24 protein-coding genes are annotated in these 24444 nt (G+C 72.7%); 11 read left to right on the top strand and 13 right to left on the bottom strand.

Annotation, left to right across the window (positions count from 1 at the left end; all coding sequences use genetic code 11):
- Nucleotides 1-64: 64 nt before the first annotated feature.
- Nucleotides 65-340 (bottom strand): 30S ribosomal protein S15, encoded by a 276-nt coding sequence (gene rpsO / locus D9V37_RS09885; RefSeq protein WP_121806003.1) that lies wholly within the window; start codon nucleotides 338-340, stop codon nucleotides 65-67.
- Between the two features lie 272 nt (nucleotides 341-612).
- On the opposite strand from rpsO, the gene D9V37_RS09880 reads away from it, so the two are divergent.
- Nucleotides 613-1473, top strand: coding sequence for a phosphotransferase family protein (locus tag D9V37_RS09880; RefSeq protein WP_147455913.1), 861 nt, complete (start codon nucleotides 613-615; stop codon nucleotides 1471-1473).
- Nucleotides 1474-1493: 20 nt separating this feature from the next.
- Here D9V37_RS09880 and D9V37_RS09875 read toward each other — a convergent pair whose 3' ends face one another.
- On the bottom strand, nucleotides 1494-2513 hold the full coding sequence (locus D9V37_RS09875; protein WP_121806001.1) for a hypothetical protein: 1020 nt from the start codon (nucleotides 2511-2513) through the stop codon (nucleotides 1494-1496).
- A complete protein-coding gene (locus D9V37_RS09870) occupies nucleotides 2510-2836 on the bottom strand; it encodes a PadR family transcriptional regulator (protein ID WP_121806000.1) in 327 nt (108 codons plus the stop codon). Before D9V37_RS09870 ends, D9V37_RS09875 begins: the two co-directional genes overlap by 4 nt.
- 125 nt (nucleotides 2837-2961) lie before the next feature.
- On the opposite strand from D9V37_RS09870, the gene D9V37_RS20445 reads away from it, so the two are divergent.
- The 6 genes from D9V37_RS20445 (at nucleotide 2962) to D9V37_RS09830 (ending at nucleotide 9468) form a co-directional block, all read left to right on the top strand.
- Complete coding sequence (locus D9V37_RS20445) at nucleotides 2962-4206, top strand: efflux RND transporter periplasmic adaptor subunit (protein WP_232524890.1); 1245 nt, start codon at nucleotides 2962-2964, stop codon at nucleotides 4204-4206.
- 80 nt (nucleotides 4207-4286) lie between these two features.
- Nucleotides 4287-4910: an ABC transporter ATP-binding protein gene (locus D9V37_RS09850; RefSeq protein ID WP_121806508.1), complete on the top strand. Its 624-nt coding sequence runs from the start codon at nucleotides 4287-4289 to the stop codon at nucleotides 4908-4910.
- Nucleotides 4910-6178 carry an ABC transporter permease gene (locus D9V37_RS09845; protein WP_121805999.1) on the top strand — a complete coding sequence of 423 codons (1269 nt, stop codon included), beginning with the start codon at nucleotides 4910-4912 and terminating at the stop codon, nucleotides 6176-6178. The genes D9V37_RS09850 and D9V37_RS09845 overlap by 1 nt, the downstream gene beginning before the upstream one ends.
- Nucleotides 6179-6193: 15 nt before the next feature.
- On the top strand, nucleotides 6194-7108 hold the full coding sequence (locus D9V37_RS09840; protein ID WP_121805998.1) for a hypothetical protein: 915 nt from the start codon (nucleotides 6194-6196) through the stop codon (nucleotides 7106-7108).
- A complete protein-coding gene (locus D9V37_RS09835; RefSeq protein WP_121805997.1) occupies nucleotides 7105-8838 on the top strand; it encodes an efflux RND transporter periplasmic adaptor subunit in 1734 nt (577 codons plus the stop codon). The genes D9V37_RS09840 and D9V37_RS09835 overlap by 4 nt, the downstream gene beginning before the upstream one ends.
- 132 nt (nucleotides 8839-8970) lie before the next feature.
- Nucleotides 8971-9468 (top strand): flavin reductase family protein, encoded by a 498-nt coding sequence (locus D9V37_RS09830; RefSeq protein ID WP_121805996.1) that lies wholly within the window; start codon nucleotides 8971-8973, stop codon nucleotides 9466-9468.
- 16 nt (nucleotides 9469-9484) lie between these two features.
- Here D9V37_RS09830 and ptsP read toward each other — a convergent pair whose 3' ends face one another.
- Complete coding sequence (gene ptsP / locus D9V37_RS09825; protein WP_121805995.1) at nucleotides 9485-11167, bottom strand: phosphoenolpyruvate--protein phosphotransferase; 1683 nt, start codon at nucleotides 11165-11167, stop codon at nucleotides 9485-9487.
- A 113-nt stretch (nucleotides 11168-11280) separates the two neighbouring features.
- Between ptsP and D9V37_RS09820 the strand changes: the two genes are divergently transcribed.
- The 4 genes from D9V37_RS09820 to D9V37_RS09805 are packed head-to-tail and all read left to right on the top strand — an operon-like array spanning nucleotide 11281 to nucleotide 15460.
- The gene (locus D9V37_RS09820) at nucleotides 11281-12048 is read left to right on the top strand and encodes a DeoR/GlpR family DNA-binding transcription regulator (RefSeq protein ID WP_121805994.1); all 768 of its coding nucleotides are present in this window, start codon (nucleotides 11281-11283) and stop codon (nucleotides 12046-12048) included.
- Nucleotides 12045-13058: a 1-phosphofructokinase family hexose kinase gene (locus D9V37_RS09815; RefSeq protein WP_121805993.1), complete on the top strand. Its 1014-nt coding sequence runs from the start codon at nucleotides 12045-12047 to the stop codon at nucleotides 13056-13058. Before D9V37_RS09820 ends, D9V37_RS09815 begins: the two co-directional genes overlap by 4 nt.
- Nucleotides 13055-15172 carry a PTS fructose transporter subunit IIABC gene (locus D9V37_RS09810; RefSeq protein WP_121805992.1) on the top strand — a complete coding sequence of 706 codons (2118 nt, stop codon included), beginning with the start codon at nucleotides 13055-13057 and terminating at the stop codon, nucleotides 15170-15172. The genes D9V37_RS09815 and D9V37_RS09810 overlap by 4 nt, the downstream gene beginning before the upstream one ends.
- A 30-nt stretch (nucleotides 15173-15202) precedes the next feature.
- Nucleotides 15203-15460 carry an HPr family phosphocarrier protein gene (locus tag D9V37_RS09805; RefSeq protein ID WP_121805991.1) on the top strand — a complete coding sequence of 86 codons (258 nt, stop codon included), beginning with the start codon at nucleotides 15203-15205 and terminating at the stop codon, nucleotides 15458-15460.
- An 89-nt stretch (nucleotides 15461-15549) separates the two neighbouring features.
- Here D9V37_RS09805 and D9V37_RS09800 read toward each other — a convergent pair whose 3' ends face one another.
- The 9 genes from D9V37_RS09800 to rimP form a co-directional block, all read right to left on the bottom strand.
- Nucleotides 15550-16485 (bottom strand): bifunctional riboflavin kinase/FAD synthetase, encoded by a 936-nt coding sequence (locus D9V37_RS09800; protein WP_121805990.1) that lies wholly within the window; start codon nucleotides 16483-16485, stop codon nucleotides 15550-15552.
- Between the two features lie 44 nt (nucleotides 16486-16529).
- Nucleotides 16530-17339: a hypothetical protein gene (locus tag D9V37_RS09795; protein WP_147455912.1), complete on the bottom strand. Its 810-nt coding sequence runs from the start codon at nucleotides 17337-17339 to the stop codon at nucleotides 16530-16532.
- A gap of 48 nt (nucleotides 17340-17387) precedes the next feature.
- A complete protein-coding gene (truB, locus tag D9V37_RS09790; protein WP_121806507.1) occupies nucleotides 17388-18236 on the bottom strand; it encodes a tRNA pseudouridine(55) synthase TruB in 849 nt (282 codons plus the stop codon).
- A complete protein-coding gene (gene rbfA, locus D9V37_RS09785) occupies nucleotides 18236-18679 on the bottom strand; it encodes a 30S ribosome-binding factor RbfA (RefSeq protein WP_121805988.1) in 444 nt (147 codons plus the stop codon). Before rbfA ends, truB begins: the two co-directional genes overlap by 1 nt.
- Entirely contained in the window at nucleotides 18679-21612 is a 2934-nt protein-coding gene (gene infB / locus D9V37_RS09780) for a translation initiation factor IF-2 (RefSeq protein WP_121806506.1), read from the bottom strand. Before infB ends, rbfA begins: the two co-directional genes overlap by 1 nt.
- A gap of 99 nt (nucleotides 21613-21711) precedes the next feature.
- Nucleotides 21712-21984 carry a YlxR family protein gene (locus tag D9V37_RS09775; protein ID WP_269778380.1) on the bottom strand — a complete coding sequence of 91 codons (273 nt, stop codon included), beginning with the start codon at nucleotides 21982-21984 and terminating at the stop codon, nucleotides 21712-21714.
- 147 nt (nucleotides 21985-22131) lie between these two features.
- Nucleotides 22132-22920, bottom strand: a complete 789-nt coding sequence (locus D9V37_RS09770; RefSeq protein WP_198412477.1) for an acyl-CoA thioester hydrolase/BAAT C-terminal domain-containing protein — start codon at nucleotides 22918-22920, stop codon at nucleotides 22132-22134.
- Complete coding sequence (gene nusA, locus D9V37_RS09765) at nucleotides 22917-23909, bottom strand: transcription termination factor NusA (protein WP_121805986.1); 993 nt, start codon at nucleotides 23907-23909, stop codon at nucleotides 22917-22919. The genes D9V37_RS09770 and nusA overlap by 4 nt, the downstream gene beginning before the upstream one ends.
- A 6-nt stretch (nucleotides 23910-23915) precedes the next feature.
- Nucleotides 23916-24392, bottom strand: a complete 477-nt coding sequence (rimP, locus tag D9V37_RS09760) for a ribosome maturation factor RimP (RefSeq protein WP_121805985.1) — start codon at nucleotides 24390-24392, stop codon at nucleotides 23916-23918.
- Nucleotides 24393-24444: the final 52 nt, after the last annotated feature.

Raw genomic sequence — 24444 nt, 5'->3', positions numbered from 1 at the left:
CTCGGTGTGGGATGTGTTCAGTTATGAAGAAGGTCGGCACCCAGCGGGTGCCGACCTTCGTGATTCACCGACGCAGGCCGAGGCGCTGCACGATCGAGCGGTACCGCTCGATCTCGGTCTTCTGCAGGTAGTTGAGCAACCGCCGGCGCTGACCCACCAGGAGCAGCAGCCCGCGACGGCTGTGGTGGTCGTGCTTGTGCTGCTTGAGGTGCTCGGTGAGGTGGCTGATCCGGTGGCTGAGCAGCGCGATCTGGACCTCGGGCGAACCGGAGTCGTTCGGGTTGGTGCCGTACTCGGCGATGATCTTCTTCTTGGTCTCCGCGTCGGTTCCGATCGACATGCGGTACTCCCTTTCCTTGGTCTCGCTGCGCGGCGCGCCGGGGCCTGTCCACCCGGGCACTCTGGATCCGCGGCCGTTGCACGGCGAATGAGATGCGGTCGCGGCGGGCGATCGCCCACCGATGTGACCGTGGTCAAGACTAGCAGCGGGGCGTCACGGGCCCGAAATCCGCGCGGCCCCCTCCCCCGTTCACCATGCCACCATGGTGAAGGACCACCTCCCACGACGTAGGACCTGTGGCAAGCGGCAGTTCACCATGGGAGGTAGCGGCGGTGGCTAGGTTCGACGAGATGCACCAGGCGGCGATCGACTGGGCGGCGGACCACCTGAGCTCGCCGCTGCGCTCCGTCGAGCCGCTCGCCGGCGGCATGACCTCGACGATGCTGGCGCTGACGACGCTCGACGGAGAGGAGGCGGTGCTCCGCCTGATCACCCGCGAGCCCTGGCGCCGCCACGGCGCCGACCTGGCGCGCCGCGAGCGCGCGGCCATGGTGACGCTCGCCGCGGGGCCCGTGCCCGCCCCGCGCAGCCTCGCACTCGACGCCGACGGCTCGACCACCGGCGTGTCGGCGCACCTGATGACGCGGGTACCCGGCCGTCCCACCGACGAGGTGGACGAGGGGACCGTCGATCAGATGGCGGCCCTCCTGGGCACCATCCACCAGCACCGGCCACCCGAGCCGTTCCGGCCGTTCCAGTCCTGGGCCTGGGAGGCGAAGTGGGTCGTCCCGCCCTGGACCCGTCACCCGCAGGCGTGGCGCGCGGCCTTCTCGATCCTGGCCGGGCCGGCGCCGAGCTTCCGCCCGACGTTCCTGCACCGTGACTACGGCCACCGCAACCTGCTGTGGACCGGCGGCCTCGTCACGGGGGTGGTCGACTGGGTGGAGACCTCCACCGGACCGGTCTGGCTCGACGCCGCCCACGCGGCAACGAACCTGGTCGTCGGGCACGACGCGTCCTGGGCGCGGGCGTTCCTGACGGCGTACGCAGCGCTGACCGACGAGCCGCTCGCGGACTACTGGCTGGTCATGGACGCCGTCGGCTTCCTGCCCCCACCCGGACAGGAGCCGATGTTCGCCGACCCCGCCGCGCTCGCGCGTCTCGACGACTGGGTCGCCCGGATCGTCGGCTGAGACCGATCCACCGCGCGGGCTCAGCGCGCGGCCGGGCCGACACTCTGGCCGACACTCGGGCCGACGCTCTGGCCGGCGCTCGGGGTCGCCCCGGCGACGGCGGCGGCCACCGTCGCCGGCAGGGTCACCGGCGGCAGGCTGGCCAGGGGGAAGTCGACGGTCGTCGGCCCCGTGCAGCGGGCGGTGTTCGGGTTCTCAGCACGCGAAGGCACCGGGAACGCGCTGTAGACGTCCTTCTTCCCGTTGGTCCAGAACGTCTGGCAGTGGTTGCCGACCACGGACAGCCGCCGGCCGTCCTGGTCGACGAGCTGCACCCCGGTCAGCGGCCGCCCGGCGGCGTCGTAGGGATACACGTTCTGCACTCCGTTGCCGTTGAAGGCCAGATGCGGCACGACGTAGTCGTCGGCCTCCCCATAGGCGTCCTGGACGTCGGTTCCCGTCGGCAGGTTCACCGTCGCGGGAACCAGCATGACGATGGCGAACACGTTCAGCGCGAGGAGCAGGAGCCGTCGGGCGAGCCCGCGCAGCGGTCCCAGCGGCAGCACGCCGCGGCCCAGCTGGACGCTGATCACGACGGCGACCAGGGTGGCCGCCCAGCCCAGCGGGCCGAGCATGCTCGGCACCCAGCTGTAGGGGAAGTCGCCCAGCCACAGGTCCACGACCTCGGCGGCGACCCAGGCGCGCAGCACCCACCACACCGGACGCAGCGACTCCAGCAGCCCGGCCACGCCCCCCGGCGCGGCCGAGACGACGGCGTCCCACCGCGCGTGCGCGGCGTCGAGCCAACCATCGGTGCCACCGACCGTCGGGCGACGCCGACGACGCCGACCACCCAGGCCCGCCGCCGTCCGCAGCTCCTCGGCGTAGTCGGCCGGATCGCCCAGCACCCCGGTCCCCCGCTCGGCCACGAGCTCGGCCAGGTCGGCCTCGAGACCCTCGGTGAGCTCTTGGCGCTCCTCCTCGCCGAGGTCGCGCAGGTGGTGACGGACCCGCTCGACGAAGTCGCGGACCTCGGGCGAGAGCACCTCGGTGTCGGTCATCGGTCGGCTCCGTTCAGCAGGGTGGTGACGGACGTGGCGAAGCGGTCCCAGTCCTCGCGCTGCTGCTTGAGCTGCGAGCGGCCGACCGGGGTGATGCCGTAGTACTTGCGGTGCGGGCCCTCGTCGGAGGGGACGACGTAGGAGGTCAGCGCGCCCGCGGCGTAGAGCCGCCGCAGCGTGCCGTAGACCGAGGCGTCGCCGACGTCGTCCAGCCCGCGCGTGCGCAGCCGCCGCAGCACGTCGTAGCCGTAGCCGTCGTCGTCGGCGACCACCGCGAGCACCGCGACGTCCAACACTCCCTTGAGGAGCTGGGTGGTATCCATGTCCGCACAGTACTGCGGTGTGCGTAGTAGTGCTAGACGCGACACGCGACCTCTCACAGGTTGCTCACATGTGGGCCGAAGGACTCCCTCAGCGCCGGCCCGCAGGGTTTCGCCCCGTGACGAGGATGAGGCGGGGCGCTCATGCGCTCAGGCGGCACTGGCTGGTCTCGACGGTGGTGGCGCTGGTCGTCGTCGCCGGGGCGGGCGGGTGGCTCGTGCTGCGTCCCGACGACGCCGCCGCGCAGACGCGCACCATCACCCAGACGGTCTCGTCGAGCACGGTCAAGCAGACGATCAGCGCCGACGGCACCATCAATCCCACCAAGACCGACACGCTCACCTTCCCCTCGGGCGGCACGGTCACCTCGGTGCTGGTCGACGAGGGCGACAAGGTGACCAAGGGCCAGGTGCTCGCCCGGATGGACGCCTCCTCGCTCGAGGCCACCCGCGACGCCGCCCAGGCGACGCTCGACTCGGCCGAGGAGCAGTACTCCGACGACGTGGACGACGACGCCGACGACACCCAGCTGGCCTCGGACAAGGCGCAGATCGTCTCGGCCAAGTCCGACCTGTCCAGCGCCCAGGACGACGTGGACGACGCCACCTTGACCGCACCGTTCTCCGGGCGGGTCAGCTCGGTGGGCTACGACGTGGACGACTCCACCGGCTCGAGCAGCAGCGGCGCCACGACCACCGGCTCCACCACCGGCTCCTCGACGACCGGCTCCACGTCGACGACCACCTCGGGCATCACCGTCATCTCCACCGGCTCCTACGAGGTCGCCGCCACCGTCGACAGCACCGACCTGGCCGACCTGAAGAAGGGTCAGCAGGCCACCATCACGCCCACCGGAAGCACCAGCTCGGTCTACGGTGTCGTCTCCAGCATCGGCGTCGTCGCCTCCTCCGACAGCTCGTCGACCACCTCCAGCAGCGCGTCGTTCCCGGTCACCATCAAGGTGACGGGCTCGACCAAGGGCATCTACGCCGGTTCCAGCGCGACGGTCAGCATCACCGTCAAGCAGCTCACCAACGCGCTGACCGTGTCCACGCAGGCGCTGTCGACCAAGAACGGCAAGACCTACGTGACCCTGGTCAAGGGCGGCAAGAAGGTCCGGACCTACGTCACCGTCGGCGACACCTACGGCACCTCGACCGTGGTCACCCAGGGCCTGACCGCCGGCGACAAGGTGCTGGTCGCCAGCTTCCGGGCACCGACCTCCAGCGGCTCGGGCGGCAGCCGCGGCAACAACAGCAGCGGCGGCGGCGAGGGCTTCGGCGGAGGCGGCAGCCCGCCCTCGGGCGGTGGCTTCGGCGGTGGCTCCGGTGGCTCCGGTGGCTCCGGCGGCGGCTTCGGCGGTGGCCAGTGACCACCACCCTCGCGGCGCCCGACCGCTCCGCGCTCGGCCGGCCGACCATTGAGCTGCACGACGTCCGCAAGACCTATGTGATGGGCACCCAGGAGGTGCACGCACTGGCCGGGGTGGACGCCCGCATCGACGAGGGCGAGTACGTCGCGGTCATCGGCCCCTCCGGGTCGGGCAAGTCGACGCTGATGAACGTGCTGGGCTGCCTGGACATCCCCACCGGCGGGCAGTACTTGCTCGACGGCGAGGACGTCAGCCACATGAACGAGGCGCAGCTCGCCGACGTGCGCAACCGCAAGATCGGCTTCGTGTTCCAGCAGTTCCACCTGCTGGCCACGATGAGCGCCCAGCGCAACGTCGAGCTCCCCCTCGTCTACGCCGGCGTCCCCGCCCACGAGCGCCACGAGCGGTCGCTGCGGGCACTCGAGCGGGTGGGGCTCGTCGAGCGGGCCGACCACCGGCCCAACGAGCTCTCCGGCGGTCAGCAGCAGCGCGTCGCCGTGGCCCGTGCGCTGGTCACCGAGCCGGCGATGATCCTGGCCGACGAGCCCACCGGCAACCTGGACTCCTCCTCCACCGAGGACGTGCTGGGCCTGTTCCGCGAGCTGCACGCCGCCGGCCGCACGATCGTGCTCATCACCCACGAGCACGAGGTGGCCGAGGAGGCCGACCGCATCTTGGTGATGAAGGACGGGGAGCTCACCTGATGGGCTTCACCGAGACCCTGTGGACGGCGCTCGACGCCATCCGCAACCACCGCATGCGCTCGATCTTGACCATGCTGGGCATCGTCATCGGCATCTCCTCGGTCGTGGTGACCGTCGGCCTGGGCCAGGGCGCCCAGGACGACGTCCGCAAGGAGATCGCCTCGCTCGGATCCAACCTGCTGATCGTCTCCCCCGGCAGCTCGACCAGCTCCACCGGTACGCGGGGCGGCTTCGGCTCCTCCACGACACTGACGCTCAGCGACGCCGACTCCATCGCCGACTCCTCGGTGGTGCCCGACGTCAAGCGGGTGGCACCGGTGGCGAGCACCTCGGTGTCCCTGGTCAACGGGAGCACCAACTGGACCTCGCAGCTGGTCGGCACGACCTCGGCCTGGCAGCAGGTGCGCAACCGGACGCTCTCGGCGGGTCGGTTCTTCACCGCCGCCGAGGTGGCCAGCGGCGCCAACGTCACCGTGCTCGGCTCCGACACGGTCAGCGAGCTGTTCAGCGGGCAGAGCCCCGTGGGCCAGACCGTGACCGTCGACGGTCAGCAGCTCACCGTCATCGGCGTGCTGAAGTCCTCCGGCACCAGCTCGACCTCGTCGCTGACCGGGTCGTCGTCCTCCTCCTCGTCCACGGGCAGCAGCGACGACGACCAGGCGGTCGTGCCGATCACCACCGAGCAGCGGATCTCCGGCACCACCTCGACCGCACTGAGCACCGTGTACGTCGAGGCGAAGTCCTCGGCGACACTCTCGGCGGCCTACCAGGAGATCGACAGCCTGCTGCTGAACCTGCACTCGATCACCAGCAGCTCCGACGCGGACTTCCAGATCGCCACGCAGGACTCCCTGCTCTCGGCGGCGAACTCGACCAACAAGACGTTGACGGTGCTGCTGGCCGGCGTGGCCGCGATCTCGCTGCTGGTGGGCGGGATCGGCGTCATGAACATCATGCTGGTCTCGGTCACCGAGCGCATCAAGGAGATCGGGCTCCGCAAGGCGCTGGGTGCCACGCCGTCGGCCATCCGGCGCCAGTTCCTGCTCGAGGCCTCCATCCTCGGCCTGCTCGGCGGCATGATCGGCGCCGCGTTGGGCGTCGGCATCGCGATGGCCCTGCCCAGCCTGATCTCCCAGTCCGTGACGGTCTCCCCCGTCGCCCTCGGCGCCGCCGTCGGTGTCGCCCTGGGGCTCGGCGTCGGCTTCGGGGTCTACCCCGCGAGCCGCGCCGCCGCCCTCACCCCGATCCAAGCCCTGCGCAGCGAGTAGAAGGAGCACCACCCGATGTACCTGCAGCACTCCCTCAAGATCGGCGCCGCCCTGGCCGCCGTCGTCCTCAGCGTCTCCGCCTGCGGAGCGGGCAGCTCCTCCTCCTCGTCCGGGTCCTCCGGCAGCCAGTCCAGCGCCTCGTCCTCCCAGGGACAGAGCGGTTCAGGCGGCTCGGGCGGCTCGGGCGGCAACCAGCGGCCCGGCGCCAACGGCGAGGTGGTCGACGTCAGTGGCAGCACCGCCCAGGTGCAGTCGCAGGGACAGGGCGGCCAGGCCTCGGGCCAGACCGCCGTCACCTGGAACGCGAAGACCACCTTCAGCCAGCAGGTCACCGGCGCGCTGGCCGACGTCACGGTCGGCTCCTGCGTCGCGGTCACCAGCTCCACCGCCAGCAGCTCCGGCGCCACCGCGGTGCCCTCGACGCTGGCCGCCGGCACGATCCGCCTCACCACCGCCAGCAACGGCTCGTGCACGATGAGCGGTCGCGGTGGCCAGGGTGGTCAGGGCGGCCAGGGCGGCCAGGGCGGCTCCCGTCCGTCCGGCGCCCCCTCCGGCGCCCCGTCGGGGATGCCCTCGGGCGGCGCCTCCGGAAGCCCGCGCGGCGGCGGCCAGATGGGTCAGATGGTGTTCGGCAAGGTGACCGCCAAGAAGGGCACCACGCTGACCGTCGCGGCCACCGGGTTCGGCTCGTCGACGACGAGCAACGTCAGCGTCACCACCGGGTCGAGCACCACGATCACCAAGACCGCCACCGCCACCTCGGCGGCGGTCAAGGTCGGCAAGTGCGTCAGCGCTCAGGGCAGTGACGACAGCAGCGGCAACCTCACCGCCACCTCGATCACCATCTCCGACAAGACCGGCGGCCGCTGCACCGGCGGCTTCGGTGGCGCCATGATGCCGGGTGGCGGCAGCTCCGCGGGCGCGGCATGAGGGCACGCATCCCCGGGCGCCGGGTGATCGTGGCGGGCGTCGCCGTGGTCGTGCTCGTCGGCGGCGGCGCCACCGCGTACGCCCAGACCCGCGACGACTCCGACACCTCCTACCGGCTGGCCACCGCCACCCGCGGCGACGTCGAGGAGACGCTGACCAGCGCCGGCACCGTCGACACCAAGCACCGGGCCGACGTCACGTTCGGCACCGGCGGCACCCTGGCCACGGTCAAGGTGACGCTGGGCCAGCACGTCAAGCGCGGCCAGGTGATCGCCACGCTCGACGCGACGGATGCCCAGGCCGACGTCGCCTCCGCCGAGGCCACGCTGGCCAAGGCGAAGGCGCAGCTGGTCTCCGACGAGGAAGCCCAGGACGACACCGTCAGCTCCTCGACCTCGACCACCACCAAGCCGAAGACCACCACCAAGCCAAAGACGAACTCAGGTACCGGCAGTGGGACCGGCGCCAACACGCAGGCCGTCACCGCCGCGCTCGCCCAGCTCAGCAGCCAGCAGCAGGCGGTGACGTCGGCGCAGTCTGCCGTCACGCAGGCGCTGGCCGACGCGGCCGACGCGCTCACCGCTCAGACCCAGGCGTGCTCGAGCTCCAGCAACAGCGGCAGCGGGACGGGCACCGGCACCGGCACCGGCACCGGCACCGGCACCGGCACTGGCACGGGGTTCGGCTCGACCGGAGTCAGCCAGGCCTGCCAGGACGCGCTGAACACCGTGCAGACCAAGCAGCAGGCCGTGAAGAGCGCCGAGCAGTCGCTCTCCGAGGCCCTCGACGCCCTCAGCACCACGCTGACCAACGCGGTCACGGCACTGCAGCAGGCCACCTCGACCAGCAGCAGCTCCTCGAAGACGACCGCGTCGCTGACCGCCTACCGCACCACGACGGCCAGCACGACGGCCAGCACGACGGCCAGCACCGACGACAGCTCGTCGAGCAGCAGCACCTCGGGGGGCCAGACGCAGACGGTCACGGCCGCCACGCTGGCCAAGGACCAGGCGGCGATCGACACCGCGAAGGCCTCCCTGATCGAGGCCGAGCGTTCGCTGAGCGCCACCACGGTGACCGCGCCGATGGCCGGGAAGATCGCCTCGCTGGACCTGACCAAGGGCGACGCGGTGTCCTCCGGCGACACCGCCACCGTCATCACCAGCGGATCGTCGCTGCTGATCGACACGACGGTGAGCGAGTCGAAGATCCGCGACATCACGGTCGGCCAGAAGGTCATCGTCTCCACGCCCGGGTCGTCGACCTCGAGCACCGGCGAGGTGAGCGCGATCGGCGTCACGGCCGACTCCGACTCCGACTCCGTCGCCTACCCGGTGACCGTGCAGGTCGAGAAGCCCTCGAGCATGCTCGCCTCCGGTTCCTCGGTGGTGCTGCAGATCGTCACGAGCACCGCCAGCAACGTGATCACGGTGCCGTCCTCGGCTGTCAGCACCTCGGGCACCCGCTCGACGGTGCAGGTCTACGCCGCCGACGGCACGATCTCGACGAAGCAGGTCACGCTGGGGGCCGTCGGCTCCAAGCGGACCCAGGTCAAGAGCGGGATCACCAGCGGCGACCGGGTCGTGCTGGCCGACCTCTCGGCGTCCATCACGGGCGCCAGTACGTCGGTCAACACCCGCAGCGGGATGGGCGGCGGACCCGGTGGCGGGATGAGCGGCGGCGGCATGGGTGGCGGCTCGGGCGGACCGCCGAGTGGCGGGGGGCGCTAGGCGTCCGTGTCTGCGCTCGTGTCGGCGTGCGCGCCGCCCGTGGGAGGGGTCGCGCACCCGCGCGGGCTCCGGCTCCGGTCGTGGGGGAACGACCGGGGCCGGCCCGGCTTCAGCTGCGTCAGGCTAGGAGTCGTGACCATCCACGACGAGCACCCGTTCCTGCCCGAGCGCGGCGACCGCGACCCGTTGCGCCGCTTCCGGGGACGGATGCCGTCGCCGGTGACCGTGTGGACCGCCGGCACCGGGGTCGCCCGGGTCGGGTTGACCGTCTCCTCGGTGCTCGTCGCCGACGGCGACCCTGCCCGGGTGCTGGGCCTGGTCGATGAGGACTCGACCTTCGCCGACGACCTCCCCGAGACCTTCGTGGTCAACCTGCTCGCGCCGGCGCACGCGTACCTGGCCGACGCCTTCGCCGGCACCGCCCCCTCCCCCGGCGGCCCGTTCCGGCAGGGAACCTGGCGCGAGTCGGAGTGGGGACCGACCCTCGACGGCGCCGCCGGCTGGCTCGGCGCACGGCGCCACGAGGAGCCGCGGCAGGTCGGCTGGCCGCTGCTGGTCACCGCCGTCGTCGAGCAGGTCGAGCTGGGTGAGGGCGAGGCGCTGGGACACCTGCGCGGTCGCTACGTCTGAGCCGATCTCGAAGGCGCTAGAGCCCCAGCACCTTGCGCACCGCCTCGCGGGCGGAGGTGGGGTCGGGGGCGGCGAGCGCGGCCTCGGCGGCGTCCTCGCAGGCGTCCATGGTGACCTGACCCAGCCGCGCACCGACCGGGCGGACGGCGGCGGTGGCCATCGACAGCGAGGTGATCCCCATGCCCACCAGGGCGGGCGCGAGCAGCGGGTCGGCGGCGGCCTCGCCGCACACGCCGACGGGCTTGCCGGCCTGCTTGCCGGCCTCGGCGGTGATGGCGATCAAATGCAGGACGGCGGGCTGCCAGGCGTCGGTGAGGTGGGTCAGGTCGGTGGCCATCCGGTCGGCGGCCATCGTGTACTGGGTGAGGTCGTTGGTGCCGATGGAGAGGAAGTCGACGACCTCGAGCAGCTGGTGGGCCAAGATCGCGGCGCTGGGGATCTCCACCATGACGCCCGGCTTGAGGCCGCGCTCGCGGACCTGCTCGGCGAAGGCCTGCGCCTCGGCGACGGTGGCCACCATCGGCGCCATCACCCAGGTCTCGACGCCGGTGGCCGAGGCGGCCTGCTGGATGCCGTCGAGCTGACGGTCCAGCAGGCCGGGGTTGTCGAAGGACAGGCGCAGCCCGCGTACGCCGAGCGCGGGGTTCTCCTCGTGGTCCTTGGTGGCGTAGGCGATGGGCTTGTCGGAGCCGGCGTCGAGGGTGCGCACGACGACGTAGCGGCCCTCGTCACCCGACGCCGCGGCGAACGGCGTCAGCACCCCGGCGTAGACGTCGGCCTGCTGCTCCGCGGTCGGCTCGTCCTTGGTCGAGAGGAAGCTCAGCTCGGTACGGAACAGCCCCACGCCCTCGACCGGTGCCTCGGCGGCCTTGCGCGCGGACTCGGCGTCGGCCACGTTGGCGAGCAGCTTGACCGGCACGCCGTCGGCGGTGGCGGCCGGACCGGTCCAGCGGGCCAGCGCCTCCCGCTCCTCGGCGTCGCGGGCCACGCGCGCCTCGGCGTCGGACTCGTCGGGCTCGATCTCCATCGTGCCGGCGGTGCCGTCGACCAGCACGCGGGTGCCCGGCGCCACCGAGAGCGCGTCGCTCACGCCGACCAGGCACGGGATCCCCAGCTGCCGGGCGATGATCGCGGTGTGGCTGGTGGAGCCTCCCTTCTCGGTGACCAGGGCGACGACCAGCTCGGGATCGAGGCCGGCGGTGTCGGACGGTGCGAGGTCCTCGGCCACCAGCACCGACGCCACCTCGGGCGTCGGGACGCCCGGCTCGGGCTCGCCGACCAGGTGGGCGACCAGCCGCTTGTTGATGTCGCGCAGGTCGGTGACGCGCTCGGCCATCAGCCCGCCCTGCTGGGCGAACAGCCCGGCGAAGAACTCGACCGACTCGTTGACCGCCTTGAGCAGCGGCTCGCCGCCGTTGAGGTTCTTCCGGACGGTCGAGCGCAGCCCCTTGTCGCGGGCCAGGCCGGCGCTGGCGGTCAGCACCTCCGCCGCGGCTCCCGACGCCTTGCCGGCCCGGGCGCCGAACCCCTCGGCCACCGCGGTCACCGCCTCGTCGAAGGCGGCCAGCGCGTCCTCGGCGGAGTCGGGTCCTTCGTAGGCCGCGATCGCGTCCGGGTCGACCTCCGTACGCGCCCGCAGGACCGGACCGAGGGCCAGTCCGGGGACGACGGGGGTGCCGGAGAGCGAGGTGTGAGCCATGTCGCGTAGTCAACACGCCGACCCTTGACGGGTCAACATGTTCGAAGGTAAAACAACACAGTCGCAGAAACGGTTCAGCCCGGACCCCGACCGAGGACGACGAGGGAGGCCCGATGTACGCCGAGGAGCGCCAGCAGGCGATCGCCGCGTCGGTGGCTCGCCGCGGCCGGCTCTCGGTCACCGAGCTGGCGGCCGACTACGACGTCACCACCGAGACGGTACGCCGCGACCTCACCGTCCTCGAGCGCGCCGGGGTCGTCCGCCGCGTCCATGGCGGCGTGGTGCCGGCGGAGTCGCTGGCCATGATCGAGGCGGCGGTGGCCGAGCGCGACAGCTCCCACGCCATGGAGAAGGACCGGATCGCCGCGGCGGCGCTGGCCCTGCTGCCCGAGGACCACGGCACGGTGCTGCTCGACGCCGGCACCACCACCACTCGGCTGGCCGCGCTGCTGCCACGCGACCGGCAGCTGGTGGTGGTCACCAACGCCGTGCCGGTCGCCGCCCGCGTCGCCGGGCTGCCGCAGGTGGAGCTACGGCTGCTGCCCGGCCGCGTCCGGCGCACGACGCAGGCCGCGGTCGGCTCCGAGACCGTCGCCGCGCTCGGCTCGCTGCGCGCCGACGTCGGCTTCGTCGGCACCAACGGCCTCACCGCCGAGCACGGCCTCACCACGCCCGACGCCGAGGAGGCCGCCGCCAAGCGCGCGATGGTCCACGCCGCACGGCGGGTCGTCGTGCTCGCCGACTCCTCCAAGCTCGGCGTCGAGACGATGACCCGCTTCGCCCGCACCCAGGAGGTCGACGTGCTGATCACCGACCACGGCATCGGCCACGACGACCGGCAACGCATCCGCCGCGCCGGCGTCGAGGTGGTGCTGGCATGAGCGCGAGCGGCACGCAGCGTCCGTCGGGACTCATCGTCACCCTCACCCCGAACCCCAGCACCGACCGCACCATCCAGCTCGCGGGACCGCTCGAGCGCGGCGGCGTGATGCGGGCCGCGGCCGAGACCGCCCAGGCCGGTGGCAAGGGCATCAACATCTCCCGTGCCGCGGTGGCCGCGGGCGTCCGCACCCTCGCGGTGCTGCCCGCCGACCCCGACGACCCGTTCGTCCACGACCTGCTGCGCGACGGCATCGACACCCGCCCGCAGCCGCCCTCGGGCCCGATCCGCGGCAACGTCACGATCACCGAGCCCGACGGCACCACCACCAAGCTCAACAGCCCCGGGCCCACCGCCACGGCCGCCAGCCTCGACGCGCTGGGCGACGCCCTGCTCAGCCGCGCCGCCACCGCCAGCTGGATCGTGCTGGCCGGCTCGCTGCCGCCGGGCGCTCCGCCGCAGTGGTACGCCGAGCTCGTCGCCGCCCTGCACGACATGCCGGCACAGGTCGCCGTCGACACCAGCGACCGGCCGCTCGCCGAGCTGGTCGCCCGGCTGCCCGGCTCGGCGCCTGACCTGATGAAGCCGAACGGCGCGGAGCTGGCCTCGCTGACCGGCGCCGACCCCGAGCTGACCGAGTCCGACCCCCGCGCGGCCGCCGACGCCGCCCGACGGCTGCTGGACCGCGGCGTCGGCGCCGTCCTGGCCACCCTCGGCGCCAACGGCGCCGTGCTGGTGAGCGCCGAGGGCTGCTGGCACGCCACTCCCCCGCCGACCACGGTGGTCTCCACCGTGGGGGCCGGCGACTCCTCGCTGTTCGGCTACCTGCTGGCCGACCTGCGGCACGGCTCGCCGCCCGAGCGGCTGGCCCAGGCCGTCGCCTACGGCAGCGCCGCCGCGTCGCTGCCCGGCACCACGATCCCCCGACCGGACCAGACCCGGCCCGACCTGGTCACCGTCCACCGGCTCGACCCCACTGCTGCGCACAGAGAAGAGAAAGTGACCCTATGACCGACCTCATCACCACGGACCTGGTCCGGCTCGACGCCGACCTCGGCCCCGACAAGGCGGGGGTGATCGGGTCGCTGGCCGACCTGGTCGCCGCGGCCGGCCGGGCCGACGGCGACGGCGGCCGCGACCAGCTCGTGGCCGACGCGACCGCCCGTGAGGGCCAGGCCGCCACCGGACTGCCCGGCGGGATCGCCATCCCCCACTGCCGCACCGCGGGCGTGAGCGAGCCGACGCTGGCCTTCGCGCGGCTGAGCCCGACCGTGGACTTCGGCGCCAAGGACGGCCCCGCCGACCTCGCCTTCCTCATCGCCGCCCCGGCCGGCGGCGACGCCACGCACCTCAAGCTGCTCACCCAGCTGGCCCGCGCGCTGGTCAAGGCCGACTTCGTCAACGGGCTGCGCCAGGCCGAGACGGCCCAGGAGGTCGTGGACCTGGTCAGCGGCGTCGTCGCCACCGACACGGTGCCCTCGGCCCCGGCTGCCCCGGCTGCCCCGTCGACACCGGCCGCCACCACCGAGCCGGCCCCGGCCGGCTCGGCGGCGGGCGCCGCGAAGCCGACCCTGGTCGCGGTCACCGCCTGCCCGACCGGGATCGCCCACACCTACATGGCCGCCGAGGCCCTCGAGGCCGCGGCCGCCCGGGCCGGGGTCGAGATCCACATCGAGACCCAGGGCTCGGCCGGCTCCACCCCGCTCGACCCGGCGGTCATCGACGCCGCCGGCGCGGTCATCTTCGCCGTCGACGTCGGGGTCCGCGACCGCGCCCGCTTCGCCGGCAAGCCGCTCGTCTCCTCCGGGGTGAAGCGGCCGGTCGACGAGGGCGACCAGATGATCGCCGAGGCCCTGGCCTACGCCGCCGACCCGGCCGAAGCCCCGAAGGTCGAGGGCACCGCCGGCGGCGGTGGCGCCCGCGCCACGGCGTCGGGCAACGAGTCGTGGGGCGGCCGCGTGCGCCGCGTACTGATGACCGGCGTCTCCTACATGATCCCGTTCGTCGCGGCCGGCGGCCTGCTCATCGCCCTCGGCTTCCTCTTCGGCGGCGACGAGATCGTCAACAGCTACGGCAAGATCGCCGTCGACAACACGCTGTTCAACCTGCCCGACGTGAACAAGCTCGACCTGCCCCACGCGCTGTTCGGGTCCGGCCTCTTCGCCTACCTCGGCGCGCTGTTCTTCATCATCGGCAAGACGGCCTTCATCTTCTTCGTCCCCGCGTTGGCCGGTTACATCGCCTACGCCATCGCCGATCGGCCCGGCATCGCGCCCGGCTTCGTGATGGGCGGCCTGGCCATTAACGTGTTCAACGTCAACGACGGCGCCGGCGACCCCACCAGCCTGCCGGCCACCGGCTTCCTCGGCGCCATCCTCGGCGGCGTGCTCGCCGGGCTCATCGCGCACTGGATCGCCGGCTGGAAGGTGCCCGCCTGGGCCCGCGGCCTGATGCCGGTGCTGGTCATCCCGCTGCTGACCTCGATCATCGCGGGGCTGATCATGATCGTCGTGCTGGGCAAGCCGATCGGCAAGCTCATCGACGCCCTGGAGAACGGCCTGTCGAACATGAGCGGGGCGAACTCGGTCCTCCTCGGCGCGATCCTCGGCCTCATGATGGCCTTCGACATGGGCGGCCCGCTGAACAAGGTCGCCTACAGCTTCGCCGCGGCCGGCGTCGGCGTGGCCGCCTCGGCCGCCGCCTCCGACCCGCGGCTGAAGATCATGGCCGCGGTCATGCTGGCCGGCATGGTGCCGCCGATCGCGCTGGCCCTGGCCACCGTCGTGCGCCCGAAGCTGTTCACGGTCGCCGAACGCGAGAACGGCAAGGCGGGCTGGGCCCTGGGCGCCTCGTTCATCACCGAGGGCGCCATCCCGTTCGCCGCGGCCGACCCGCTGCGCGTGATCCCCTCGATCATGTTGGGCAGTGCCGTCACCGGTGCGCTCTCCGAGGCCTTCGGCGTCTCGGTGCGCGCTCCGCACGGCGGCATTTTCGTGCTGTTCGCGGTCCACAACATCCTGGGCTACGTCATCGCCCTGGCGATCGGCGTCGTCGTCGCGGCACTCGCCGTGGTGGCGCTGAAGAGCACCCGTTCGGCTGCGGCCGTCGACATCGCTACCGTCTGACCCACCCCTCCAACGAAGGAGCCACACCCCATGCCTAATCGGACCGTCACCGTCGGCTCGGCCGTCGGCCTGCACGCCCGTCCCGCCGCGCTGATCGCCGAGGCCGCCGGCGACCTCGACTCCGAGGTCTCCATCGGGCTGCCCGGTGAGGAGGGCGTCGACGCCAGCTCCTCGCTGCTGATCATGACCCTGGGCGCCGGCAACGGCGACACCGTCGAGGTCTCCGGCGACGACGAGGCCGCGGTCAACACGATCGCCGACCTGGTCGAGAAGGACCTCGACGCATAGGCGGGCCGCGCCAGCGGACCGCCTGATGGTGGTCGAGCGAGCCGCACGGCCGAGCATGCGAGGCCGTGACCGGCGTGCCGAGACTCGACCTACAGCAGCTGGCGGGTCCGCTCGACGTCGTCGGCCATCTGCGCCAGCAGGGGGTCGACGCCGTCGAAGCGGACCATCCCGCGGATGCGTGCGACGAAGGTGACCTCCACCTCGACGCCGTAGAGCTCGAGGTCGGTGCGGTCGAGCACGTAGGCCTCCACGCGGCGATCCCGCTCGCCGGCGAAGGTCGGGTTGGTGCCGACCGAGATCGCGGCCGGCAGCGGCGCGCTGCCGGCGCGGTCGACCCGGCGCAGGAAGCCGGCGTAGACGCCGTCGGCGGGCACCGCGCGGTCGCCGGCCGGCACGTTGGCGGTCGGGTAGCCCAGCTCGCGGCCCCGCTGGTCGCCCTGTACCACCACGCCGCGCACGGCGTACGGGCGGCCCAGCGCCTCGGCGGCGCCCTCGACGTCGCCGGCGGCCAGGCAGGTGCGGACGTAGGTGGAGGACCAGACCTGTGGACCGCCGTCGAGCTGGATCCCCTCGACGGTGACGTCGTGGGGCGCGCCGAGCTCGCGCAGCGTCGAGACGTCGCCGGCGGCCTTGGCGCCGAAGCGGAAGTTGGCGCCCACCACCACGCCCTTGGCGTGCAGGGCGGCCACCACCACCCGGTCCACGAACTCGGTCGGCGACCAGCGGGCCACCTCGAGCGAGAACGGCAGCGCCAGCACGTCGTCGACGCCGACCGCGCCCAGCAGCTCGGCGCGCATCTCGACGTCGCTGAGCGACTGCGGCGCATGCTCGGGCCGCAGCACGGCCATCGGGTGAGGGTCGAAGGTGACGGCCACGACGTGGTCGACGCCGAGCTCGTCGGCCAGCTGCCGCGCCCGCGTCACCACGCTCACGTGACCACGGTGCACACCGTCGAAGTTGCCGATGGTGACCACGGTGCGTCCCAGGTCGTCCGGGACCTCGTCCAGGGAGCGCCAGATCTGCACCAGGAGAGCCTATCGAGCGGCCCGGCTGGTCTCGCGCACGCGGGTCAGTACCTGTCGAGGATGAGCGAGGTCTTGAGCGAGTCCTGGTGCAGCAGCCAACCCTGGTCGTCGAGCTCGCTGATCGCTGCCGACCGCGCGCTCGCGGCCGAGGACTCCTTCTGCTCCTTGAAGGAGAGCTCCACCAGGTAGTCGGTACCGCTTCCGGAAGCGGCCCGCAGCGGCACCACCTCGAGGTCGACGTCGTGACCGTCCAGCGTGCCCTCGTACTGGTGGGTCGTCACCGGGCCGTGCACGCGCGACTCGGCGAGCACCTGCGATCCCCAGTTCTTGGTGCCCCAGTCGTCCAGCTTGCCGGGGATGTCGGCCACGGCGACGTCGACGGCGTCCTGGCCGCTGGGCAGGTCCTCGTCCTCGGTCTTGTCGTCGGCGGCCGAGAGCACCTCGGAGCCGTAGCCCCAGTCGACCTCGGCGTCGTAGTTGTCGTCCGCGGCGTCGAACCCGTCGTCGTTCGCCTGGTCGAGCGCGGCGTCGACGTCGCCGTCGCTGATCGTCCAGCGGTGCTTGTAGTCCAGCTGCAGGTCGCCGCTGCCGACCACCCGCTCGCGCACCGACCACCCCTCGGCGTCCAGGTCCAGCGGATCGGTGTCGAGGTACTGGTAGGAGCGGGTGTCCGACGCGCCCAGGTCGAGGTAGGACGTCAGCGCCGTCGTGGGCACGTGGCCGGAGGTGAGCACGTCGGCCGGGTCGAGCAACAGCTTGACCTCGTAGTCCGGCTTCAGGTTCGCATTCGCCTCGGCCGGCGCCGAGAGCGCGACGAGGAGGAGCAGGGCGGCAGGGATCCCGAGAGTCTTCACGTCCTCATCCCAGCGGGGCCGGGTGAACGCCACCCCTCACGAGAGGGCTCAGCCGGTGAAGACCGCCACCGCGCGGGCCTGCGGCCCCTGCTGCTCGTAGAGCGCGAGGAACTCCCCGCCCGGCGCGAAGAGCGCCACCGGTCCGCTCGCGCCGAGGTCGGTGGCCAGCTTGCGTCCCACCCGGACGTCGGCAGCCTGCTGCTCGTCGAGGTCGACGCCGGGAAAGCAGCGACGCGCCGCCTCGTCGATGCCCAGCACCGGAAGCCCCTGCTCAAGCGGGCGGCAGTCGGCCAGCGTGAACGGGCCGACGGCGGTGCGGCGCAGGGCGGTCAGGTGACCGCCCACGCCGAGCGAGGATCCGAGGTCGCGGGCGATGGCGCGGATGTAGGTGCCGCTGGAGCAGCGCACCGAGATCTCGACCTCGGGCAGATCGACGTCGGTGACGTCGATGGCGTGCACGGTGACGCGTCGCGGCTCGAGCACGACGTCCTCACCGGCCCGCACCCGTGCGTACGCCCGCTTCCCCTCGACCTTGATCGCCGAGACGCTCGAGGGCACCTGCTCGATCTCGCCGACGAACCCGGCCAGGGCCGCCCGTACGGCGTCCTCGCTCAGCCCGTCGGTCGGCGCGGTGGCCACCACCTCACCCTCGGCGTCGTCAGTGGTGGTCGCGGCACCGAGCCGGATCGTGGCGTCGTAGGCCTTCTGGGTGAGCATCAGGTGCCCCAGCAGCCGGGTGGCCCGGCCCGCGCCGAGCAGCAGCACGCCGGTGGCCATCGGGTCCAGCGTGCCGGCGTGGCCGACCTTGCGGGTGCCCAGCAGCCGCCGCACCCGGGCGACGACGTCGTGGGAGGTCATGGCGCCGGGCTTGTCGACCAGCACAAGCCCGTCGGGCATCACTCCTCCTCGTCCGCCTCGTCGGGCTCGCGCGGCTTGCGGTACGGGTCGGCCTCGCCGGCGTACGCCGCTCCGGTGGCGGTGGCGCTGACCTGGTCGTCGATCTCCCGGGCGCGCGCCAGCACCTCGTCGATGTGGCGCGCGGTCTCGGGCAGGGCGTCGTGGATGAACTCCAGCGTCGGCACGTGCCGCATGCCCAGCTGCTTGCCGACCTCGGAGCGGATCAGCCCCTTGGCCGACTCCAGCGCGGCCGCGGTGCCCGCCAGGTCCTCCTGCTCGCCGAGGACCGTGTAGAACACCGAGGCCTGCTGGGTGTCGCCGGAGACCCGGACGTCGGTGACCGTGACGAAGCCCAACCGCGGATCCTTGATCCGCCGCTCGAGCATCTCCGCCACGATCACCTTGATCCGGTCGGCGATCTTGCGGACACGAGGGCTGCTCATCAGCTGCGCGGGATCTCCTTGAGCTCGAAGGCCTCCACGACATCGCCTTCCTTGATGTCGTTGTAGCCCCGGAGCACCAGGCCGCACTCGAAGCCCTCGCGGACCTCGGAGGCGTCGTCCTTCTCCCGCCGCAGCGAGGACAGCTCGGTGTTCTCCACGACGACGGCACCGTCGCGGATGAGCCGCACCTGCGCGTTGCGCCGGATGACGCCGCTGGTGACCATGCAGCCGGCGATGTTGCCGATCTTGGAGCTGCGGAAGATCGCACGGATCTCCGCCTGCCCCAGCACCGACTCCTCGAACTCCGGCTTGAGCATGCCCTTCAGAGCCGCCTCGATCTCCTCGATGGCCTGGTAGATCACCGAGTAGTAGCGGATCTCGACGCCCTCGCGGTCGGCCATCTCGGTCGCCTTGCCCTGCGGGCGGACGTTGAAGCCGATGATGATCGCGTCGGAGGCCGCGGCCAGGTCGACGTTGGTCTCGGTGATGGCACCGACGCCGCGGTCGATGATGCGGATGCTGACCTCGTCGCCGACGTCGATCTTCGCCAGCGAGTCCTCCAGCGCCTCCACGGAGCCGGACACGTCGCCCTTGAGGATCAAGTTGAGCTCCTGGCTCGCACCCTTCTCCATCGAGGCCATGAAGTCCTCGAGCGTGCGACGCACGCGGCGCTTGGCCTGCATGGCCGCCCGCTCGCGCGACTCGCGCTTCTCCGCGATCTGGCGCGCCATCCGGTCGTCCTCGACGACGATCAGGTTCTGACCGGCGCCCGGGACGGCGGTGAGGCCGAGGACCATCGCCGGACGCGACGGGGTCGCCTCCTCGATGTTGTTGCCGTACTCGTCGAGCATCGCCCGCACCCGGCCGTGGGCCGGGCCGGCGACGATCGAGTCGCCCACGCGCAGCGTGCCGCGCTGGATGAGCACGGTGGCCGTCGGGCCGCGACCGCGGTCCAGGTGCGCCTCGACCACGAGGCCCTGGGCGTCCTGGTGCGGGTTGGCGCGAAGGTCGAGCGAGGCGTCGGCGGTGAGCACGATGGACTCGAGCAGCTTGTCGAGGTTGAGCCCCGACTTGGCCGAGACGTCGACGAACATCGCGTCGCCGCCGTACTCCTCGGGCACCAGGCCGTACTCGGTGAGCTGGCCGCGCACCTTCGTCGGGTCGGCGTCGGGCTTGTCGATCTTGTTGACCGCCACCACGATCGGCACCCCGGCGGCCTTGGCGTGGTTGAGCGCCTCGACCGTCTGCGGCATGACGCCGTCGTCGGCCGCGACCACCAGCACCGCGATGTCCGAGGACTGCGAGCCGCGGGCACGCATGGCGGTGAACGCCTCGTGACCGGGGGTGTCGATGAAGGTGATGCGACGGTCGTCGCCGTCGACCTCGGTGTGCACCTGGTAGGCGCCGATGTGCTGGGTGATGCCACCGGCCTCGGAGGCCACCTGGTCGGCGTCGCGTAGCGCGTCGAGGAGCTTGGTCTTGCCGTGGTCGACGTGACCCATGACGGTGACGACCGGCGGCCGCACCTCCAGGTCCTCCTCGTCGCCCTCGTCGGCGCCGAACTCGAGGTCGAAGCCCTCGAGCAGCTCGCGGTCCTCGTCCTCGGGGGAGACGACCTCGACGATGTAGTTCAGCTCCTCGCCCAGCAGCTCCAGCGTCTCGTCGTTGACCGACTCGGTGGCCGTGACCATCTCGCCGAGGCTGAACAGCATCTGCACCAGCGAGGCGGCGTCGACGCCGATCTTCTCGGCGAAGTCGGTCAGCGAGGCGCCACGGGCCAGCCGGACGGTCTCGCCGGAGCCCTTGCGGACCCGCACGCCGCCGATCGTCGGGGCCTCCATGGCCTCGAACTCCTGGCGACGCGCCCGCTTGGACTTGCGGCCACGCCGCGAGGGACCGCCGGGGCGGCCGAAGGCACCCTGCGTGGTGCCGCGGCCACCGGGACGACCACGACCCGGACCGCCCGGGCGACCGCCGCCGGGGCCACCGAGGCCACCACCGGGAGGGCCGCCGAAACCGCCACGACCGGGCGCACCGCCACGGTTGCCACCGGGGCCACCACCGGGGCCACCACCGGGGCCACCGCGGCCCGGGCCACCGGGTCCACCGGCTCGACCGCCCGGACCGCCACCGAAGGCGGCCGGGGACTTCGGCATCATCGCGGGGTTCGGGCGCGGCATGCCGTCGCGACCGCCCTGCGGGCGGGGCGGGCGCTGGTCGCTGCCGGCACCGCCGGCGCCACCGGCACCGCCGGGCGCACCCGGACCGCCGGGGGCCGGCGCGGAGGGACGACGTCCCATGCCCTGGGTGCTGGAGAACGGGTTGTTGCCCGGACGCGGAGCGCCGGGACGGTTCGCGCCACCGGGCTTGCCGACCGGCCGCGGACCCGGCGCCGAGGGGCGCGGGCCCGGCGAGGCCGCACGGGCCGCGGGCTGCTCGGGGACGTCGGGCGCCTGGGCGGCCTGGGCGGCGGAGGCGGCAGGGGCCGCCGGCTCGGGCTCGGCGATCGGCTCGGCCGCGGGCTGGGCGGCGGCCGTCTCCTCGCGCGGGCCGGGCCGCGGGCCCGGACGCGGGCCGGACGCGCTGGCGGCGGGCGCCGGGGCGGCAGCCTCCGACGGCGCCTCGGCGGCGGGTGCCGGCGCCTCGGCGGGGGTCTCGGCGGGGGTGTCGGCGGGCGCGGGGGCCGCAGCCTCGGCCGACGCGTCGGCGGCGGGCGCGGCCTTCTTGGCCGGGGCCTTCTTCGCGGCCTTCTTGGCCGCGGCGGCCTCCATCTTGGCCGACAGCTCGGCGCCGTAGGTGTCCTGGAAGCGCTTGACCACGGGGGGCTCGACGCTGGACGAGGCGGCCTTCACGTACTCACCCATGTCGGTGAGCATGGTGATGACCTCGGCGCTCTTGACGCCGTACTCCTTGGCGAGCTCGGAGACTCGCATCTTGCTGGGTGCCACTGATTCCTCCTGGTCCGAAGCCCAGGAGGGACGACGGACCGATTAGTCGGGTTGCACGCTCATCGCGACGTTCTCATCGCAGGCTCATGAGCTGGTGCTCCAGTTCTGTGTCGGTTCTGCTCGGTTGAGGTACATCCGCAGCGCCGCGAGGTCCATCGCGCCCTCCACTCGCAGGGCCCGGGGGAACGCCCGTCGGCGCTCGGCGAGCGTCAGACAGTCGGTCGTGGGGTGCAGGTGCGCCCCTCGGCCAGGTGCGGTGCCACGCGGATCGGGGACGACGGCCGGGCGGCCGTCGGGCCCCGCTCCTGCGACCACCCGCAGCAGCTGACGCCGGGAGTCACGTCGACGGCAACCCACACAGGTGCGGACGACAGCAGACGTGACCACCGCCGACCACTCTAACGCGTCGGCGGTCGTGGGCCGAACCGGCGCCGGCGACGGTTCCTCACGGTGCCGTGGTGAACCGTCGCTCCCCCACCGGAGCTCGGGTGGGGAAGGTCGGGTTCACGTGGGTGAGCTGTGAATCTCGAGCACGCCTGCGATCTCGGGCCAGGCCCGCTCCCCCAGCCGGACGTCGGCCCAGCGGCGGCCGCCGTGGTCGCTGACCGTGCTGGGCGGGGGCGGCACCTCGCCGGGCAGGACGGTGCGGTGCCCGGCGTCGGCGTCGGTCACCAGCCGTGCGTGCGGTGCCGCGGCCACCAGCTGCAGCGCGAAGTCCACCGAGGGCCACATCCGGTCGTCGCCGCCGGCCACGAGCACCAGGTCGGCCTCGAGGTCCTCGACCGGGATGCGCGCGGCCCGCGCGGCGTCGGCGTGGGTGCGCAGGCTCTGCTCGTAGACCCGGCGGAACGAGGGCAGCCCGCCGGGTGTCTCGTAGCCGGGCTCGACCTGCTCGTCGTAGGCCACGAACGGCAGCGGCTCGCCCTGCCAGGTCCACGACGAGCGCTGCGGGCGCACCTGGCCGTCGAGACCGGCCCCGACGTTGGCCCACACCACCGACGTCGGTGCGAACGCGACGACGGCGTCGATCCGCGGGTCGCGCAGCGCCAGCAGCAGCGCCGCCTCCGCACCCTTGGACACCCCCATCACCACGAGCCGGTCGCAGCTGCGGCTGAGCTGGTCGAGCTGTGGCGTGAAGGTCTCCAGCGGCACCTCGCAGATGCCGGGCGGCTGGCCTGGCCCCCCGAACCAGCGCATCGACCGCGCCTCGACCCCGTGGCGGCGCAGCAGCGCGCACCGCTCCTCCTCGACCCGGCCGCTGGAGCCGGAGAGGACCAGCGCGCCGGTGCTCACGCGACCGGTCCCGGCGCCGCCTCCGGCTCCTCGTCGGGACGGATGTCGATGCGCCAGCCGGTCAACCGGGCGGCGAGCCGGGCGTTCTGGCCCTCCTTGCCGATGGCGAGCGAGAGCTGGAAGTCCGGGACGATCACGCGCGCGGCCCGGGCCTCGGCGTCGACCACCTGTACCTCGGTGACACGCGCCGGGCTCAGCGCGTTGCCGACGAACGCGGCCGGCTCCTCGGCCCAGTCGATGATGTCGATCTTCTCGCCGTGGAGCTCGTTCATCACCGCCCGCACCCGCTGGCCCATCGGACCGATGCAGGCGCCCTTGGCGTTGACGCCGGGCACGGTCGAGTGCACCGCGATCTTGGTGCGGTGACCGGCCTCGCGGGCCACCGCCGCGATCTCGACGGTGCCGTCGGCGATCTCGGGCACCTCCAGCGCGAACAGCTTGCGCACCAGGTTGGGGTGGGTACGCGAGAGCATCACCTGGGGCCCGCGCAGCCCCTTGCGCACGGTGACCACCAGCGCCCGGATCCGCGTGCCGTGGGAGTAGTCCTCCCCCGGCACCCGCTCGCCGGCCGGCAGCAGCGCCTCGAGGGTGCCGAGGTCGACCAGCACGTCGTCGGGGTTGCGGCCCTGCTGGACCACGCCGGAGACGATGTCGCCCTCCTTGCCGGAGAACTCACCGAACTTGCGCTCGTCCTCGGCGTCGCGCAGCCGCTGCAGCATGATCTGCTTCGCGGTGGTGGCCGCGATGCGGCCGAAGCCGTCGGGGGTGTCCTCGTACTCCCCGATCCGGGTGCCCTCGTCGTCGGTCTCCGCCGCCAGCACCGTGACGTGTCCGCTCTTGCGGTCCAGCACCACGCGGGCCTGCTCGGCCGCGCCGGGGGTGCGCTGGTAGGCGGTGAGCAGGGCCTGCTCGATGGCCTCGACCAGCACGTCGAAGGAGATCTCCTTCTCGCGCTCCAGACTGCGCAGCAGCGTCATGTCGATGTCCACGTCGCCTCACTCCTTCTTGCGGTTGAACTCGACCTGGACCCGGGCCTTGGCCACCTCGGGCAGCGCCACCACCCGCTCCTGGCCGCCGACGTCGAGGGTCGCGCTCTGCTCGTCGCTGGCCAGGACCCGGCCGGTGAGCGACTCACCGTCGGCGAGGGTGAGCTTGACCAGCCTGTCGTGGTTGCGCCGCCAATGGCGCGGCAGCGTCAGCGGGTGGTCCACGCCGGGCGAGCCCACCTCGAGGGTGTACGGCGACTCGCCCATCGCGTCGGACTCGTCCAGCACGCGCGAGACCTCGCGGGTCGCCTCAGCCACCTCGTCCATGCTCACGCCGCCGTCCTTGTCGACCGCGACCCGCAGCACCCGCCGCTTCCCGGCGGTGGTGAGGCCCACGTCCTCCAGGTCGAGCCCGGCGGCGGCCAGCGGCGCGCCCAACAGCTCGACCAGACGGTCCCGGGGCTGGGTCGATTCCTGGCCGACCATGAGGATCCGACCTCCTGCTGTTGTGTTGTGGTTGCTGCGGTGCGTCCACCCT

It is taken from the genome of Nocardioides mangrovicus, from assembly GCF_003674065.1.
GTDB lineage: Bacteria > Actinomycetota > Actinomycetes > Propionibacteriales > Nocardioidaceae > Marmoricola > Marmoricola mangrovicus.
Note: the sequence above shows the minus strand (reverse complement) of the source record. Positions and strands in the feature narration are given on the sequence as shown.